We start from the raw sequence: 15,825 nt of genomic DNA, 5'->3' as shown, positions 1-15,825 counted from the left end.
GTCAGTCCTCTTCTCCGAAGGTGATCCCCATGCGGGCAGCGCGGAACAGGCGGGCGTCCATGGGGCGCAGGCGCTCGCTGACCTTCGGGCGGAAGTCCATGTGGGCGAACACGTCCTTCTCCACGTCCATCCCGTCGGCGACCTCGATCAGCTCCAGGCCGTCGGCGGTCAGCGCGAAGACGGCGCGTTCGGTGATGTAGCGGACGTCCTGCCCTTTGCCCAGCGCCAGCGGCCCGTTGAAGCTGATCTCCCTGACTTCGTCGACGAACTTGCGCCGGGCGCCTTCACGTTCGACACGGGGCAGACCGCCGGACAGGTCGACGCGCAGACCGCCCGCCGTGAAGGTGCCGACGAAACAGAGCCGCCCGGTCCGCGCGCTGATGTTGATGAACCCGCCCGGTCCGCGCATCCGGTCGTCAAAGGCGTGCACGTTGACGTTGCCGTGCCGGTCGACCTGCGCGAAGGACAGGCTCGCCAGGTCGAGGCCGCCGCCGTCGTAGAAGTCGAACATGGAGGGCTGTTCCAGGCGCGCCTGGTAGTTCACCCCGGCGCCGCCGTCCGGGCCGTGCGCGGGCACGCCGCCGAAGATCCCCTGCTCGACGGTGAGCGTCAGCCGTTCCGCCACGCCTTCCTCGGCGGCCACCGCGCCGATCTGCTGGGAGATGCCGAAGCCCAGGTTGCAGATGTCGCCCCGGCGGAACTCGAGCAGGGCGCGGCGCGCGATCACCTTGCGCACGTCCAGGGGCGTGGGGGCGGCCGTGCCGTACGGCCTGCGCAACTCGCCCGAGAAGTACGGCGAGTAGCCAGTGCGGTAGGTCTGCCGCTGCTCCGCGTCCACGTAGACGTGGTCGACCAGCGCGCCGGGGATCCGCACCTGGTTCGGCGGCAGCGAGCCACGCGTCGTCAGGTGCCCGACCTGGGCGATGACGATGCCGCCGCTGTTGTGCGCGGCCATCGCCAGCGCGAGGGAGTCGCCGAGGATCGGCTCGTGCTCGAAGGTGAGGTTGCCGTCCTCGTCGGCGGTGCTCGCGCGGATCACCGCGACGTCGACGGGCAGCGCGGGGTAGAAGAGCCATTCCCGCCCGGCCAGCTCGACGATCTGGACCAGTTCCTCGGTGGTGCGCGCGTTCTGCCGTCCGCCGGTCTGGCGCGGGTCCACGTACGTGCCCAGGCCCACGTGGGTGAGATGACCGGGCCGGCCCGCGGCGATGTCGCGGCACAACGCGGACAGCACACCCTGGGGGAAGGAGTACGCCTCGATCGCACCCTCGGCGACCATCGCGCCGAGGTGGGGTTCGTTGCCGATGTTGCTGCCGATGGTGCGCCGGGTCAGGCCGGGCAGCGCGAGCTGGGACAGGCCGCGCTGGGCGAAGTCGCCGATGCCGACGACACGGACCGTGGTCAGGTCGCGGGGCGCGGCGGTGCGGGTGAACGTCGCGGCGAGTTCGTCGATGAACGCCTGCGGCACGCCGTGCCCGGCGCCGGACCCGCCGATCCACAGGGCGGCGCCGTCCGCCACCAGGGCCACGGCCTCCGCCACGCCGAGGAGTTTGGCGCTCATGGCATCAGCCCTCCGCTGTTGGGGCTGAGCGTCTGGCCGAGCATGAGCCGGGCGCCGTCGGACAGGAGGAAGGTGACGCATTCGGCCACTTCCTCCGGCTCGGCGAACCGGCCGAGCGGAAGCTCGGCCATGCGCTTGCGCCCGACTTCGCCCTCCATCACGGTGCGCCCCATGGCGGTGTTGGTGACGCCGGGCGACACGGCGTTCGCCCGGATGCCGCGCGATCCGAACTCCCGCGAGATCGACTTGGCCAGCGCGATCGCCCCCGCTTTCGCGCTGGCGTAGTGCGCGGCTCCGGCCCAGCCCATCTGGCCGAGCCTGGAGGCGATGTTGACGATGGAGCCGGAGCCGCGCTCCAGCATGCCGGGGAGCACGGCCTGGCTCGCGTGGAACATGCCGGACAGATCTGTCTTGAAGACCAGATCCCACTGCTCGGGAGTGATGTCGAGGAAGTCGGACTCCATGAGGATTCCGGCGTTGTTCACCAGGCCGTCGACGCGCCCGAAGCGCTCCTCGGCCCAGGCGGCCAGCGCGAACACGTCCTCGCGCGCCGACACGTCGCACGGCCGGACGTCGGCGTCGCGATCCATCGCCCGGACCTTCTCGGCGACCTCGTGGGCTCCGGCCCGGCTCGAGTGATAGGAGACGGCGACGTGCGCGCCGTCGCGGGCGGCGGCCAGGGCGATGGATCGTCCTATTCCCCGGCCGGCTCCCGTGACCAGGACGACCCGGTCGAGGAGGGGTGTCGATGGCATGACCAGCACCTTTCATCGGGAAGCGCTTTCAATTTTCTGCACGTTCTCATGAAAACTGAACACGCGCAAGACGTGATCTGGCCTTGACACCAGCAGCATCGATGTATAGAAAGCGCTTGCAATTCATATCTAGGGAGCGCTCATGGATCAGGTCCGAATCGGCATCATCATGAACGGCGTCACCGGGCGCATGGGAACCCGGCAGCACCTCGACAGGTCGATCGTCGCGATCAGGGACCAGGGCGGGCTGACCCTCGCCGACGGGCGGACGCTCACGGTCGACCCGATCCTCGTCGGCCGCAACGCCGGCAAGCTCGAGGCGCTCGCCCGCCGGTACGGGATCGACCGCTGGACCACCGACCTCGACGCTGCCCTCGGCAACCCGGACGACACGATCTACTTCGACGCCCAGGTCACCAACCTGCGCGCCGAGGCGGTCAGGAAGGCGATCGCGGCGGGCAAGCACGTCTTCTGCGAGAAGCCGACCGCCGGCGACCTGGCGGACGCCCTCGACCTCGTCAGGCTCGCCGGCGCGGCGGGTGTCAAGCACGGCGTCGTGCAGGACAAGCTCTTCCTGCCGGGAATCCGCAAGCTGAAGCGGCTCGTCGACGGCGGATTCTTCGGCGACCTGCTCAGCTTCCGCCTCAACTTCGGCTACTGGGTGTTCGAAGGCGACTGGCAGCAGATCAACAGGCCCTCATGGAACTACCGCAGGCAGGACGGCGGCGGCCTCATCCTGGACATGTACCCGCACTGGCGTTACGTCCTCGACAACATCGTCGGCCCGGTCAGGTCGGTGCTGTGCCACGGCCAGATCCACATTCCCGGCCGCTGGGACGAGGACGGCAACGCGTACGTGGCGACGGCCGAGGACGCGGCCTATGGTCTGTTCCAGTTCGACCACGGCGTCCTGGCGCAGTTCACGACGTCGTGGGCGACCCGCCCGTACCGTGATGAGATCGGCGAGTGGCAGCTCGACGGCACGCTGGGCAGCGCCGTCGCCGGGCTGCGCGAGTGCCGGATCCAGTCGCGCGCCACCACGCCGATGCCCGTGTGGAACCCGGACATCCCCAACCCGATCGATTTTCGCGGCGGCTGGTCCCCGGTCCCCGACAACGAGGAGTACGTCAACGCCTTCCGCGCGCAGTGGGAGATGTTCTTGCGCCACGTCGCCGAGGACACCGAGTTCCCCTGGGACCTGCTGGAAGGAGCCAAGGGCGTCCAGCTCGCCGAGCTCGCGATGCGCTCGTGGCGCGAGCGCCGGTGGATCGACGTCCCGGAGCTCACGGTCGCGGCGTCATGAGCCCTTGACGACGGGTGCGGTGCTGTCGCGCATGAGCACGGTCCCGCCGATCTCCACGGTGTGGCGCGGCTCGTCCAGGGGCAGCAGCGCGAGGTCCAGCGCCGTCCTGCCGATGCGCTCGAGCGGGAGTTCCACGGTGGTCAGGGCCGGTACGGCGTCGGAGGCCAAGGGAGTGCCGCCGAAACCCGCCACGGAGACGTCCTCGGGGATGCGCAGCCCATTGCTCCTGGCCCAGGCCATCGCGCCCACCGCCACCACGTCGGCCACCCCCCACAGGCAGGTCGGCCGGTCGGGGCGGTCGAGCAGGCGGCGGGCGGCCCGCGCGCCGCCGTCGCGGGACATGTCGGCGTGCACGATCGCGTCGGCGGCGAGCTCGATTCCCCGGTCCTGCAGGCCGAGCCGGAAACCGCGCATGCGGTCGCGCACCGCGATGAGCCTGGCGGGGCCGGAGATCACGCCGAAGGAGGTGTGGCCCAGGTCGGCGAGCAGGTGCGCGAGCCGGCGGGTGGCCTCGACGTTGCCCACCTCGACGAGATGACCGATCCTGCGTCCGCGGGTCACCGAGACGACCGCGCCGCCGTCGGCCTGGTACGCCGACAGCTGCGCGGTCATCGCGGCCGTGTGCGCCCGGTCGATGAAGGAACTGCCCGCCAGGATGATCGCGCGGGGGCGCTGTGTGCTCAGCAGGCTGACGTAGTTGAGCTCCTGCCGCGGGTCCCGGTACGTGCACACCATGGTCACCAGCAGCCGGTGCGCCTCGGCCGCCTTGATCACCCCTCCGGCGATCATGGCGAAGTACGCGTCCCGCACGTCGTGCACGACCAGCCCGACACTGGTCGAGGTCGAGCTGGCCAGGGCGCGCGCGTGCAGGTTCGGCCGGTAGCCGAGCTCGGCGGCGGAGGCGATGACCTTGTCGCGCAGGGCGGCCCTGCCCTTGTAGTCGGAGTCGCTCAGCATGCGCGAGGCGGTGGCCAGGGAGACGCCGGCGTGGTCGGCGACGTCCTGAAGCCGGACCGGGCGTCCTTCAGACGACATCCGTGTTCCTCCCGTGAACTGCGAGCGCGAGCACAAGATACTCGACCCTCCGGCAGGAACGCCGCCGCCTAGCCGGGCGGCCGCCGGGCGGTGGTCTCCCGGGGGATGACGCGGTGGCTCAGGAGGGTGGTCGTCGCGTCGCCGGGCAGGGCGTCGATCACGTGCTGGGCGGCCATGGCGCCCATCTCGTACAGCGGCAGGCTCACCGTGGTGAGGCCGACGAACCGGGCGAGTCTGAGGTCGTTGATGCCGGCGACGGAGATCTCGCCCGGCACGTCGATGCCGGCCTGCCGCAGCGCGTTGAGCGCGCCGACGGCGGCCTCGTCGTTGGCCGCGAGGATGGCGTCGGGCAGCGGCGGGCGGGCGATGAGCCGCATGGCGGCCAGATGGCCGGCCTCGAAGTCGAAACCGCCGGGCAGGCACCGCGCCACGTCGCTCAGGTTCGCGGCGTTCATGCAGGCCAGGAAGCCGTCGCGGCGTTGCTTGCTGGTGGTCATGCCCGGCGGGCCTTCGATGAAGGCGATCCGGCGGTGGCCGAGCGAGAGGAGATGATCGGTGACGTCGTGGGCGGCGCCCTCGTTGTCGGCGGTGATGACCGGGCAGCCGAGATCGCGGCTCGTCAGGGACACGGCCTGGATGCCCTGCTCCTTGGCCTGCCCCACGGCCACGGCCAGATCCGGCGCGAGCGGATCGGCCTCGAAGCCACTGCCGGCGATGATCACCCCGGCGGCGCGGTAGTCGCGCATCGTCCGCAGCCTGCTGATCTCCGTGCTGGTACGCCGGTCGACGTTGGACAGCATGGTGACGTAACCGGCGCGGCTGGCGACGTCGTCGATGCCGCGGGCGATGACGGAGAAGTAGGGGTTGACGATGTCGCTGACGAGGACGCCGATGAGCCTGCTACTGCGTGACACCAGAGCCCGCGCGAGAGCGCTGGGTGAGTAGCCGAGCTTCTCCGCGGTCGCGATGACCTTGGCGCGGGTCTTGGCCGAGATCGGGTGACTGGAGCCGGTCAGCACCCGTGACGCTGTCGACACGGAGACGCCGGCCGCTCGTGCGACTTCCACCAATGAGCTCACGGCACTCAGCATAGCGAGGAAAACGTTTGCCTGCGTCATTCGAGGTCAGCGGGCAGATCTGATGTCTTCTGCGGAGAACGCCCTTGACGGGGGCCCGATCCTTCTCTCTATCCTTCGGTTAAGGCATACGTTTGCCTAGCCGTTGACAAGGAGCATTATGCATCTGAAGAGGCTCGCGGCGCTGGCGGTGATGTCCGCACTGGCCGCGTGCGGCGTTCGGGGGACCGAGACCAATCCCGACGGGACCCTCTCGTTCTCGATCGCCGTCACCGAGCCGGACATCACCACCGTGCCGATTCTCGCCGCCGTCGACGTGGTCAGGCAGGCGGGCCACAAGGTCGAGGTGGTGGAGCTCGCGGAGCCCGAACTGGCCATCGGAGGGCTGGCCGAGGGCGCGTACGCGTTCTCCGCCGAGGCCACCAGCCCCGCGCTGAGCGCCATCGAGCAAGAGGCGCCGATCCGGATCGTCGCCGACGCGATCGGCAACCAGTGGGCGATCTACGGCAAGTCCCGGGTCACGTGTGACGACCTGAACGGCCGGCCGTTCGGGATCTTCAGCCGGGGCGCGGTCGCCACCGCGATGACCGAGGAGTGGGTGCGCACGCAGTGCACCGGCGGCCGGAAGCCCGAGTACCTGACCATCGGCGGATCGGACGTGCGCGCCCAGGCCCTGGTCGCGGGCGAGATCGACGCCACGGCGCTGGAACTGGCCGACGTCGTGGCCCTGGAGCGCTCGGGCGACTCGTCGTTCACCCAGGTCGTCGACTTCGGCGAGACCCTGCCCGACCTGCGTCCGCAGACGGTCTACGCCAACACCGGATTCCTCGCCGAGCACCGGGACGTGGCGCAACTGTTCGTCTCCGCGCTGGTGCGCGAGCACGCCAAGATCAACGCCGACCCGCGGCACCTGGTCAGCCTCGTGAAGACATATCTGCCGGAGGAGGAGACCGATGACGTGGCCGAGATCGCCGAGCGTTCGGTTGAGGCGGGCCTGTTCGACGCGGCCGGCCTGACGGAGCGCAACATGCAGGTCACCATCGACTTCTTCGTCCGCGCCGGCGTGATCGAGCCGGGGATGACGGCGAAGGACGCCACCGATCTGTCCTTCATCAAGGCGGCGGCGTGACCAGGCGGGGGCATCTGCCGTACCAGCTGCTGACCTTCGTGATCTTCGCGGTGAGCTGGGAGGTCTACGCCCGCGTGCGCGGCGGCCTGCTCATCCCCACCTTCACGGAGACCGTCGGGGCGAGCGTGAAGCTGCTGGGCAGCGCCGAGCTGTGGCAGGCGCTGTACGCGAGCAACCAGGCGCTCGTGCTCGGCTTCGCCCTCGCGGTCGGCGTCGGGGTCCCGCTGGGCATCGTGCTCGGCCGGTTCCGGACGCTCGAACGGTTCGCTGACGTCTACCTCAACATCCTGCTGGTCACGCCGATGGCCGCGATCATCCCCCTGCTCGGGATGTCGGTGGGGTACGGCCTGGCCGCACGGGTCATCCTCGTCGCGATCTTCGCGATCGTGATGGTGGTGGTGAACAGCCGCGCGGGCGTCAGGCAGGTCGACCCGTCCCTGATCGAGATGGCGCGCAGCTTCGGCGCGAACGAACGGCGGATCTGGACCCGCGTCCTGCTGCCCGGCGCCCTGCCGGCGATCATGACCGGGATCCGGCTCGGCATCGGCCGCGCGGTCACCGGGATGGTGCTCGTGGAGCTGCTCATGGTCTCCACCGCCCTCGGCGGGCTGATGCTCGAGTACCGCGGCCTGCTGAAGGCGCCGCAGCTCTACGCGACCATCGTGATCATCTTGGCGGAGGCGCTCCTGCTGATCTCCGTGGCCCGCTGGGGCGAACGCAAGCTCACCGGAAGGAGCGTCCGATGATAGAGATCCGTGGACTGAGCAAGAGCTTCGTCGGCCAGGACGGCGGCCGGGTACAGGCGCTGAGCGACGTCGATCTCGACGTGGCCGAGAACGAGTTCCTGACCGTGCTGGGTCCCAGCGGCTGCGGGAAGACGACACTGCTGAAGGCCGTGGCGGGGCTGGTCCCCGTGGACTCCGGCGAGATCGTCGTCGATGGCACGAAGGTGCGCGGTCCCGGGCCCGACCGCGCCATGGTCTTCCAGAACTTCGCCCTCCTGCCGTGGGCGACCGTGCTGGACAACGTCGCGTTCGGGCTGGAGCTGCGCGGGGTCGGCAGGGCCGAGCGCCAGGAGCGTGCCCGTGCGCTGATCGCCATGGTGGGGCTGGCCGGATTCGAGACCAAGCGCCCCGCCGAGCTGTCCGGGGGCATGCAGCAGCGGGTCGGGATCGCGCGGGCGCTGGCCGTACAGCCGAGGGTGCTCTTGATGGACGAGCCGTTCGGCGCGGTCGACGAGCAGACCAGGCGGTTGCTGCAGGAGGAGCTGCTGTCGATCTGGGAGGAAAGCCGGCTGACCGTCGTGTTCATCACCCACAGCATGGAGGAGGCGGTGCTGCTCGGCGACCGGGTGGTGCTGATGAGCGCACGACCGGGACAGATCGCCGAGATCGTGCCGGTGCCGCTGGAGCGTCCGCGTGCCCGCTCGCTCGAACGCTCCGGCAAGTACGCCGAGATCACCGCCTACCTGTGGGACCGGCTGCGCGACATGCACGAAGAGCACCGGGCGGCGCGATGAGAGCGCGCGTTCCGGCCGCCGCCGTCAGCCTGGCCACCGGCGCCGTCGCGTGGGAGCTGATCGGCCGGCTGGCGGGCGTGTCCTTCTTCCCGCCGCTGAGCACCGTGGCGGTGCGCCTGGCGGAGATGGCGGCCGCCGGCGAGATCCTCCAGAGCGTCGCCGACAGCCTGGTCAACCTGCTGATCGGCTTCACGATCTCCCTGGTCGCCGGGCTGCTCGTCGGCGTCGCGATGGGCCGTTACCGCAAGGTGGAGGCCGCCCTCGGCGTCTACGTCTACGCGCTGCTCACCGCCCCCGCGCTGGTCTTCGCGCCGATCTTCTTCTCACTGCTGGGCGACGGGCGCGGCTCGATCATCGCGGTCGTGGTCATGTACGCGACGTTCGTCATCATCATCAACACCGCCTCGGCGATCCAGTCCGTCCCCGCGCACCTGGTGGAGATGGCTCGCTCCTACGGCGCGAGCGAGCGTCAGGTCCTGCTGCGGGTCCTGCTCCCCGCCGCGACCCCGATGATCATGGCAGGGGTACGGCTCGGCGTGGGCAGAGCCGTGACCGGCATGATCAACGGAGAGATGTTCATCGCCGTGGTCGGCTTCGGCCACATCGTCACCGAGGCCGGGGGGCGTTTCGACAGCGCGAGCGTCCTGGCCGTGCTGCTGGTCATCATCGCCGTCGCCCTGGGCGCGGTCTGGCTGGTCCAGGCCGTCGACCGCAGGCTGACCGGCTGGGTTCCGCAAACATCGAGGGGAAGTCAATGAAGATCGACGCCTACAGCCACATCCTGCCCGCGCCTTACTTCGAGCGCATGCGCGAACTCGCCGTCGACCCCGGCGCGCTCAAGCGCTGGCTGGAACTGACGGCGCTGCACGACGTCGGCGCGCGGTTGCGGATGATGGAGGAGTTCGGCGACGACTACCAGCAGATCCTCACCCTGTCCTCGCCGCCGATCGAACTGCTCGCCGGGCCGCGGGACTCACCCGAGCTGGCCAGGCTGGCCAACGAGTCGATGCTGGAGTTGTGCCGCGAGCACCCGGAGCGCTTCCCCGCCTTCGTCGCCTCCCTGCCGATGAACAACCCGGACGCGGCCATGGCCGAGCTCGCGTACGCCATCGACGACCTCGGCGCCCGCGGCGTGCAGGTGTTCACCAACGTGAGCGGCCGCCCGCTGGACGATCCGGCGTTCCGGCCCGTCTTCGACGAGATGGCCCGGCGCGACCTGCCCATCTGGATGCACCCGGCGCGCGGGGCCGCCTTCGCCGACTACGCCACCGAGGACGCCTCCCGGTTTGAGATCTGGTGGGCTCTGGGCTGGCCGTACGAGACGAGCGTCGCCATGTCCCGGCTGGTCTTCTCCGGCCTGTTCGAACGCCATCCGGCCATCAAGATCATCACGCATCACATGGGCGCGATGATCCCCTACCTGGAGGGCAGGATCGGTCTGGGGTGGAGCGACCAGCTCGGCAGCCGCACCGAGGGAGAGGTGCTCGGCGAGCAGTTGCCCAAGGGGCTGCTGGAGTACTTCCGCCGCTTCTATGCCGACACGGCGCTGTCGGGTTCCGCGATCGGTATGCGGTGCGGCCTGGAGTTCTTCGGTCCCGACCACGTCCTGTTCGCCACCGACTGCCCGTTCGACCCGGAAGGAGGGCCCATGTACATCCGGGAGACGATCAAGGCGATCGGCTCGCTCGACCTCTCTCCGGAGGCCCGCGACCGGATCTACCACCTCAACATCAGTTCCATGATCGGGCTCTAGACCCCGGGCAGATCGCTCTGGCGGATGCGGTAGGCCTGCAGGGTGAGATCGTAATACTTGGCCGTCTCGCCGACCCACTGCATGCCCAGGCGCTCGGCCGTGGCGATGGCGCGGCGGTTGGCCGGGCGGGCGACGGCGAACAATTCGTCCACGTCCTGCGTGAACGCCCATGCGATGAGGGCTCGGGCGGCCTCGGTGGCGTAGCCGTGGCCCCACGCCTTGCGGTCCAGCTGCCAGCTCACCTCCAGGTCCTCCTCGTACGGCGGAAGCAGCCGGATGCTCAGCCCGCCCACCACCTCGCCCCCCTCGCGGAGCTGGACCGCCCACCGTCCGCGCGGTTTGAGCAGGTTGGGCTGAGCCTCCTGCCAGGCCTGCAGGACCGATCGCATGCCCGCCACGTCCTCGACGCGGTGCATGGCAGGGGTGAGCCACCGGGTGACGTCGACGGAGCCGTAGATCTCCAGCGCCGCCTCGGCGTCGTCGGCCGACCAGTCCCTGATGATCAGGCGGTCGGTGACCAGTGGCATGTCCATGCGCGAGTTCCTCTCCGTGGGGACGGCCTGGGTGCCGAAGAGCTCTTCTGAGCTTCGCACGGGCACCCGGGCGGGGCCGTACCGGGGTTGGGCCTCCTCGTGGCCGGTCAGAGGTTGTAGCCGCCCGACACCTCGATGACCTGGGCGGTGACCCAGCGGCTCTCGTCGGAGACGAGCGTGGCGATCATCGTGCCGATGTCCTCGGGTTCGCCGACCCGGCCGAGCGCGGTCCTGGCGGCGAGCGGCGGGATGACCTCGGGGAAGCGGGCGAAGGCGTCGTCGGCGAGGCGGGTGCGGGTCGCTCCCGGCGAGACGGCGTTGACGCGGATGCCGCGCGGGCTGAACTCCTTGGCCATGTACCGGGTCAGCACGTCCAGGCCGCCCTTCATCGAGGCGTAGGCGGAGTAGCCGGGCTCCAGGCCGGCCTTCGCGGTGGAGTTGCTGCTCGTGTTGACGACGGCGCCGCCGTTCGCCATCAGGGGGAGCAGTTTCTGGGTCAGGAAGAACGGCCCCTTGAGCAGGACCGCGCTCAGCCGGTCGAACGTCTCCTCGGTCATGTCCTCGATCAATGAGGTACGCGCGAAGCCCGCGTTGACCAGGTAGTCGAAGGTGTCGCGCTGCCAGGTGTCGCGCAGCACGCCGGCGACCGTGTCGCGGAAGGCGGCGAAGGAGGCGCTCTCGCCGACGTCCAGCGGCAGCGCGACGGCGGTGCCGCCCTCCTTCTCGATCGCGGCGACCGTGTCCAGGCCTCCTTGCGGGTTGGCGGCGTAGGTCAGGATGACGCCGGTTCCGCGCTTGGCGATCTCGATCGCGGCGCTCTGCCCGATGCCGGAGCTGGCGCCGGTGACGATGGCGACCCTCATAATGGAATCCTCTCGACGAGTGGAGTGCGGTGATTCCATTCAAGCTGCCTGACCAGTCAAAACGTTAGAATGATGGTCTCCCGTACTTGCACGATCCTCCCAGCTGTGGGAGTGATGGACCTATGAGTCTGGACGAGCTCCGCTCCCTGCTGAGCCGGCACGTACGCCCCGACTGGACCACCGCCATCGACGGCGTCCTCATCTCGAAGGTCGACCGGCCGGATCCGCCCGAGCCGTCGATGACCGGCACCACGCTGGCCGTCATCGCCCAGGGCGCCAAACGGCTCGCCCTGGGCGACCGGGTGTACGAGTACCGCGCCGGGCAGTATCTGGTCGCCTCGGTGGATCTGCCGGTCACCGGGCAGTTCCTTCAGGACGCGCCCGATCAGCCCGCCCTGGGGTTCGGGCTCACGCTGGAACCGGCCGCCGTCGCCGAGCTGCTCCTGCAGGCCGGGCCCGGTGACAGCGCCCGCGTGCCGTCCGGGATCGTCGTCAGCGACGCCCCGCCCGCACTGCTCGAGGCGGTGGTACGGCTGCTGCGCCTGCTCGACGAGCCACGCGACCGGCCCGTGCTGGCCCCGCTCATCAAGCGCGAGATCCTCTGGCGGCTGATCACCAGCGAGCAGGGCGCCACGGTCCGCCAGCTCGGCCTGGCCGACAGCGGTCTCAGCCACGTCTCCCGGGCCGTGCGCTGGATCCGGGAGCACTACGCGCAGCCGTTCAAGGTCGAGGACGTGGCGCGCCTGTCCGGCATGAGCGTCTCCGCCTTCTACCGCAACTTCCAGGCGGTGACCGCGATGAGCCCCATCCAGTTCCAGAAGCAGATCCGGCTGCAGGAGGCCAGGCTGCTGCTGGCCACCCACCCGGGCGACGTCACCGGGGTCGGCCGCCGCGTCGGGTATGACAACCCGTCGCAGTTCAGCCGGGAGTACCGCCGCCAGTTCGGCGCGGCCCCGAGCCAGGACGCCGCCCGTCTGCGCGCATAGATCCACGCTTGGTATCGTGCGCGGTATGTCGGGCGCTTCTGCCGCGGCTGCCGCCGCCGTGACCAGCAAGCTCCGCTAGCGGCGGGGCGTTCCACTTTCACTTTCTGCTGAACAATCCGTCGCTTCGTGTCGCCCGAATTCCTCTTCGCGCACCGGAGCGTTCCTGTGTCATTCCCTCTTCTTTCTTCCGTGCGGTCGTGGCTGGTCCTTGTCGGGCTGCAGTACGCCGCGGTGGCCGGGGTGAGCGAGGACGACGCGGGTGTGGCCTCCGGCGTGCAGCGCGCGGCCGATCAGCTCGGCGGGTCGACCGGCATCACGGTGTACATCGGCCTCGGGGTCGCGCCCGGCCTCGCCGATCCGTTCGTCACGAGCAGCGTGCTGGCGATCGCCGGTCTTGTCGTCGCCGCCGCTGTCACCTGGAGGACTTAGGCGTGTGATCGCCCGGAGGATTTGGGTGCTTCCCCGGTGAGCGTTGCGGCGAAGTCGGTCAGCGCTCTGCTGAACGCGTGCGGCTTGTCGCCGTGGATCACATGCCTGGCGTCGATGCGCCGGTAGACGGTCTGCGGCGCCAGCTCGCGTACCCTCCGCGCGTCGTCGTCGTCCATCGCGCCGACCAGCCCGTGGTTGTCGTAGCGGTTCCAGTTGGCGTGCAGCAGCAGGACGGGGCAGGTCGTCGAACGGAGGGCGGCCTCGTGGGAGAAATCGCCATAGAAGCGGCCGTCGAGGAAGGCCTGGGCGAAGTCCGGATCGAACATCGACGCCGCCCGGACCATCTCCTCCAGCGAACGCGGCAGCCACCGGACGCCCAGGCTCGCCGGGCGTCCGGGGCGCCGCCGCCGATGCCGGGCGATGAGCCGGTCGAGCAGGCCGACGAGCCGCTCCGGCATCCGGACGCTCCTGGTCTCCGAGACGGGGATCTCCTGGCGGTAGATGCCGGCGACCCGCCGCGGGTCGAGGTCGCCGAGCACGCTGACGGCGTGCGCGAGGCTGCCGTAGACCCAGCGGTCCCGGTCGCGGAAGCGCGGCATCTCGGCCGAGAAGATCGGCGGGTCCTCCAGCACGATCGCGGCGACCTCTTCCGGGGTACGGCTGGCGCACCACAGAGCCAGGACGCCGCCCGAAGAGTTGCCGCTGACGATCGCCGGGCGGCCGATGACCTCGCGCAACAGGCGGGCCAGATCGCAGCCCGCGGAGTCCCAGGAGTAGTCGCCGGGCGTCCAGGAGGAGTTCCCATGGCCCCGGACATCGACGGCGAAGACCGTGAACCGCCGCGAAAGCTCCGGCATGACGCGGCGGTAACTGCTCCACAGGCTCATCTGCCCGGGGACGAGCAGAAGTGGCATCCCGGTCTCCGGGCCTTGGACATAGCTGATGACCGTCCCGTCGAACGTGGCGAACTCCTGCTTGAACCCGGCCCGCGCCAGCGCGGGCGGCAACGGGTCGCTTTGCCCAACGAACGGGTTGCGGTAGCCGGTCACCCCTCCTCCTGGGCGGACTCTTGTGCGGCCAGCACGCCGTTGGCGAAGTTGCGGAACCGCTCGTTGTCGACCAGCGCGATGCCCTGCTTGCGGTCCACGAGCACGAGCAGGGTGTCGCCCGGCTGGAGGTCGAGCAGGTCCCGTGCGTCCTTCGGGATGACGATCTGCCCCTTCTCCCCGATCTTCACCGTGCCCACGATGTACCGGCCATCCGGGCCTTCGATCATCTTCCCCGCCATACGCCCTCCTATGCCAACTATTCGCATATTACCCACTTTTCCTACTAGTGGGTGTCAGACCCTGGTGGGACATCGGCGGGCGAGGTCATACCAGGGGAGCAAGCAGGTCTGGACCTAGAGCTGATGCCCTGCGGGGCCGCGATCCGAAGAATGAGCGGGTGACGATTCTCGGGCTGTCTCTCGTGGAGATCCTTGCCGTCCTGGCCGTCGTGGCGCTGGTGCTGGCCCGCTGGCTCCCGCCTCCCGCGCGGCGGCCGATCGCGCTGGCGGCCGGGGCCGTCTTCGCGGTGTGCGCGGTGCTGCTGGCCGTGTTCGGGGTGCGCTGGCAGCTCGTTCCGGTGCTGGCCGCCGGGGGAGTGGCGCTGGCGTTCGCGGGGTTCGTGCTGATGAGAGCGCGGGCCGGGCGGCCGGTGCGCAGGGCGCGGTGGTGGGCGGCGCTGCCGGGGGCGGTGGCCGGTCTGGGCCTGGTCGTGGCGGGCACGGGGGCGTCGTGGGCGTTGCCGCTGCCGGTGTTTCCGAAGCCGCCTGGGGCGTACGCGGTCGGGACCACCGTGGTGCAGTGGACCGACGCCGACCGGGAGGAGACCGCCACCGCCAAGGCCGGTGACCAGCGGACGGTCGTGGTCCAGCTCTGGTACCCCTCCAGTGACTCCACGGGCGCCCGGCAGAGCCGCTACCTCGGGCGCACGGCGGAGGAGGCGCGGATCGTGGCCGCGGGCGCCGCGGCGTATCTCGGGGTGCCCGGGTTCACGCTCGACGAGGTGGCGCGTGCCCATGCGCGTTCGACGCCGGAGGCTCCGGTGGCGGGCGGGAGTGAGCGGTTTCCCGTCGTGCTCTTCTCGCCGGGGCTCGGCGGGGTGCGCACCCAGAACACGGCCTGGGCCGAGGAACTGGCCAGCCGGGGGTACGTGGTGGCGGGGGTCGACCATCCCTACGACTCGGCTGTGGTCGTGCTCGACGACGGCAGGGCCGTACGCACGCGGCTGGCGGCGACCGGTGACGACGCGGAGGACGAGCGGCTGGCGGCCGGGTGGACGGCGGTCCGCGCGGGCGACCTCAGCTTCGTGCTCACACAGCTCGGCCGGATGCACAGCGGCGAGATCCAAGGGCCGCTGGCCGGACGCCTCGACCTGAACCGGGCCGCCGCGACCGGCCACTCCCTCGGCGGCGCCGCCGCACTGCAGGCCGCGCGGCAGGACACCCGGTTCGCCGCGGTCATCGTGCTGGACGGCTATCCGCGCGACCCCGTAGCCCAGCCGTTCCGTCAGCCCGTGCTCGCGCTCACACACGACATCGGGCCAGGGGAGGAGCAGGACTACCTCTCCCGCCTCACCCGGGTGCTCGACCTCAGCACGGCGGCGAGCTACCGGCTCACCGTCCCCGGCTCGGCACACCTGACCTTCACCGACGCGCCCCTCTACCTGCCGCCACTGCCCTCACTGATCGGCTCCGCCGAACGCACCGCCGGGCCCCGCCTCACCTCGGCCGTCACCGCCGCCTTCCTGGACACCACGCTCCGCGGCAAGGGAACCGACCTGGCCAAGACCCTGTCCACGTACGGCGAGCTGACCACCTTCCCTCCATAGCATGTATGG

The 15,825-nt window shown here is 70.2% G+C and carries 17 protein-coding genes; 9 read left to right on the top strand and 8 right to left on the bottom strand.

Annotated features, from left to right (window positions below; genetic code table 11):
- Position 1: 1 nt before the first annotated feature.
- Together HNR40_RS23120 and HNR40_RS23115 are read right to left on the bottom strand one after the other, a co-directional pair.
- Complete coding sequence (locus tag HNR40_RS23120) at positions 2 to 1,561, bottom strand: acyl CoA:acetate/3-ketoacid CoA transferase (RefSeq protein WP_184964641.1); 1,560 nt, start codon at positions 1,559 to 1,561, stop codon at positions 2 to 4.
- Positions 1,558 to 2,316 carry an SDR family NAD(P)-dependent oxidoreductase gene (locus HNR40_RS23115; protein ID WP_184964639.1) on the bottom strand — a complete coding sequence of 253 codons (759 nt, stop codon included), beginning with the start codon at positions 2,314 to 2,316 and terminating at the stop codon, positions 1,558 to 1,560. Before HNR40_RS23115 ends, HNR40_RS23120 begins: the two co-directional genes overlap by 4 nt.
- 142 nt (positions 2,317 to 2,458) lie before the next feature.
- Between HNR40_RS23115 and HNR40_RS23110 the strand changes: the two genes are divergently transcribed.
- Positions 2,459 to 3,619 (top strand): Gfo/Idh/MocA family protein, encoded by a 1,161-nt coding sequence (locus HNR40_RS23110; protein ID WP_184964637.1) that lies wholly within the window; start codon positions 2,459 to 2,461, stop codon positions 3,617 to 3,619.
- Here HNR40_RS23110 and HNR40_RS23105 read toward each other — a convergent pair.
- Positions 3,614 to 4,654: a LacI family DNA-binding transcriptional regulator gene (locus HNR40_RS23105; RefSeq protein WP_184964635.1), complete on the bottom strand. Its 1,041-nt coding sequence runs from the start codon at positions 4,652 to 4,654 to the stop codon at positions 3,614 to 3,616. The two genes, HNR40_RS23110 and HNR40_RS23105, sit on opposite strands and share 6 nt — an antisense overlap.
- 68 nt (positions 4,655 to 4,722) lie before the next feature.
- The gene (locus HNR40_RS23100) at positions 4,723 to 5,733 is read right to left on the bottom strand and encodes a LacI family DNA-binding transcriptional regulator (RefSeq protein WP_184964633.1); all 1,011 of its coding nucleotides are present in this window, start codon (positions 5,731 to 5,733) and stop codon (positions 4,723 to 4,725) included.
- 157 nt (positions 5,734 to 5,890) lie between these two features.
- Between HNR40_RS23100 and HNR40_RS23095 the strand changes: the two genes are divergently transcribed.
- Genes HNR40_RS23095 through HNR40_RS23075 form a run of 5 tightly spaced genes read left to right on the top strand, consistent with a single transcriptional unit; the run spans position 5,891 to position 10,131 of the window.
- Positions 5,891 to 6,859, top strand: coding sequence for an ABC transporter substrate-binding protein (locus tag HNR40_RS23095; RefSeq protein ID WP_184964631.1), 969 nt, complete (start codon positions 5,891 to 5,893; stop codon positions 6,857 to 6,859).
- Positions 6,856 to 7,605: an ABC transporter permease gene (locus HNR40_RS23090; protein WP_184964629.1), complete on the top strand. Its 750-nt coding sequence runs from the start codon at positions 6,856 to 6,858 to the stop codon at positions 7,603 to 7,605. Before HNR40_RS23095 ends, HNR40_RS23090 begins: the two co-directional genes overlap by 4 nt.
- Positions 7,602 to 8,378: an ABC transporter ATP-binding protein gene (locus tag HNR40_RS23085; protein WP_184964627.1), complete on the top strand. Its 777-nt coding sequence runs from the start codon at positions 7,602 to 7,604 to the stop codon at positions 8,376 to 8,378. Before HNR40_RS23090 ends, HNR40_RS23085 begins: the two co-directional genes overlap by 4 nt.
- A complete protein-coding gene (locus HNR40_RS23080; protein ID WP_184964625.1) occupies positions 8,375 to 9,136 on the top strand; it encodes an ABC transporter permease in 762 nt (253 codons plus the stop codon). The genes HNR40_RS23085 and HNR40_RS23080 overlap by 4 nt, the downstream gene beginning before the upstream one ends.
- The gene (locus tag HNR40_RS23075) at positions 9,133 to 10,131 is read left to right on the top strand and encodes an amidohydrolase family protein (RefSeq protein WP_184964623.1); all 999 of its coding nucleotides are present in this window, start codon (positions 9,133 to 9,135) and stop codon (positions 10,129 to 10,131) included. Before HNR40_RS23080 ends, HNR40_RS23075 begins: the two co-directional genes overlap by 4 nt.
- On the opposite strand, the gene HNR40_RS23070 is transcribed toward HNR40_RS23075, so the two are convergent.
- A complete protein-coding gene (locus tag HNR40_RS23070; protein ID WP_184964621.1) occupies positions 10,128 to 10,664 on the bottom strand; it encodes a GNAT family N-acetyltransferase in 537 nt (178 codons plus the stop codon). The two genes, HNR40_RS23075 and HNR40_RS23070, sit on opposite strands and share 4 nt — an antisense overlap.
- Before the next feature lie 107 nt (positions 10,665 to 10,771).
- On the bottom strand, positions 10,772 to 11,527 hold the full coding sequence (locus HNR40_RS23065) for an SDR family NAD(P)-dependent oxidoreductase (RefSeq protein ID WP_184964619.1): 756 nt from the start codon (positions 11,525 to 11,527) through the stop codon (positions 10,772 to 10,774).
- Between the two features lie 122 nt (positions 11,528 to 11,649).
- Between HNR40_RS23065 and HNR40_RS23060 the strand changes: the two genes are divergently transcribed.
- Complete coding sequence (locus tag HNR40_RS23060; protein ID WP_184964617.1) at positions 11,650 to 12,513, top strand: AraC family transcriptional regulator; 864 nt, start codon at positions 11,650 to 11,652, stop codon at positions 12,511 to 12,513.
- A 189-nt stretch (positions 12,514 to 12,702) separates the two neighbouring features.
- The gene (locus HNR40_RS23055; RefSeq protein ID WP_221340726.1) at positions 12,703 to 12,942 is read left to right on the top strand and encodes a hypothetical protein; all 240 of its coding nucleotides are present in this window, start codon (positions 12,703 to 12,705) and stop codon (positions 12,940 to 12,942) included.
- On the opposite strand, the gene HNR40_RS23050 is transcribed toward HNR40_RS23055, so the two are convergent.
- Both HNR40_RS23050 and HNR40_RS23045 read right to left on the bottom strand, forming a co-directional pair.
- On the bottom strand, positions 12,939 to 13,991 hold the full coding sequence (locus HNR40_RS23050; protein ID WP_184964616.1) for an alpha/beta fold hydrolase: 1,053 nt from the start codon (positions 13,989 to 13,991) through the stop codon (positions 12,939 to 12,941). The two genes, HNR40_RS23055 and HNR40_RS23050, sit on opposite strands and share 4 nt — an antisense overlap.
- Positions 13,988 to 14,230, bottom strand: a complete 243-nt coding sequence (locus HNR40_RS23045; protein WP_246509380.1) for an AbrB/MazE/SpoVT family DNA-binding domain-containing protein — start codon at positions 14,228 to 14,230, stop codon at positions 13,988 to 13,990. The genes HNR40_RS23050 and HNR40_RS23045 overlap by 4 nt, the downstream gene beginning before the upstream one ends.
- Before the next feature lie 158 nt (positions 14,231 to 14,388).
- Here HNR40_RS23045 and HNR40_RS23040 point away from each other — a divergent pair, with 158 nt between their 5' ends.
- Positions 14,389 to 15,816 carry an alpha/beta hydrolase family protein gene (locus tag HNR40_RS23040; protein WP_312896484.1) on the top strand — a complete coding sequence of 476 codons (1,428 nt, stop codon included), beginning with the start codon at positions 14,389 to 14,391 and terminating at the stop codon, positions 15,814 to 15,816.
- Positions 15,817 to 15,825 lie beyond the last annotated feature (9 nt).

Source organism: Nonomuraea endophytica, from assembly GCF_014203235.1.
Taxonomy (GTDB): domain Bacteria; phylum Actinomycetota; class Actinomycetes; order Streptosporangiales; family Streptosporangiaceae; genus Nonomuraea; species Nonomuraea endophytica.
This window is presented reverse-complemented; position numbering and strand designations above follow the sequence as displayed.

Coding starts and splice junctions, on each gene's coding strand:
- HNR40_RS23120 (WP_184964641.1), bottom strand. CDS start 1,561: ATGAGCGCCAAACTCCTCGGCGTGGCGGAGGCCGTGGCCCTGGTGGCG.
- HNR40_RS23115 (WP_184964639.1), bottom strand. CDS start 2,316: ATGCCATCGACACCCCTCCTCGACCGGGTCGTCCTGGTCACGGGAGCC.
- HNR40_RS23110 (WP_184964637.1), top strand. CDS start 2,459: ATGGATCAGGTCCGAATCGGCATCATCATGAACGGCGTCACCGGGCGC.
- HNR40_RS23105 (WP_184964635.1), bottom strand. CDS start 4,654: ATGTCGTCTGAAGGACGCCCGGTCCGGCTTCAGGACGTCGCCGACCAC.
- HNR40_RS23095 (WP_184964631.1), top strand. CDS start 5,891: ATGCATCTGAAGAGGCTCGCGGCGCTGGCGGTGATGTCCGCACTGGCC.
- HNR40_RS23085 (WP_184964627.1), top strand. CDS start 7,602: ATGATAGAGATCCGTGGACTGAGCAAGAGCTTCGTCGGCCAGGACGGC.
- HNR40_RS23080 (WP_184964625.1), top strand. CDS start 8,375: ATGAGAGCGCGCGTTCCGGCCGCCGCCGTCAGCCTGGCCACCGGCGCC.
- HNR40_RS23075 (WP_184964623.1), top strand. CDS start 9,133: ATGAAGATCGACGCCTACAGCCACATCCTGCCCGCGCCTTACTTCGAG.
- HNR40_RS23070 (WP_184964621.1), bottom strand. CDS start 10,664: ATGGACATGCCACTGGTCACCGACCGCCTGATCATCAGGGACTGGTCG.
- HNR40_RS23065 (WP_184964619.1), bottom strand. CDS start 11,527: ATGAGGGTCGCCATCGTCACCGGCGCCAGCTCCGGCATCGGGCAGAGC.
- HNR40_RS23060 (WP_184964617.1), top strand. CDS start 11,650: ATGAGTCTGGACGAGCTCCGCTCCCTGCTGAGCCGGCACGTACGCCCC.
- HNR40_RS23045 (WP_246509380.1), bottom strand. CDS start 14,230: ATGGCGGGGAAGATGATCGAAGGCCCGGATGGCCGGTACATCGTGGGC.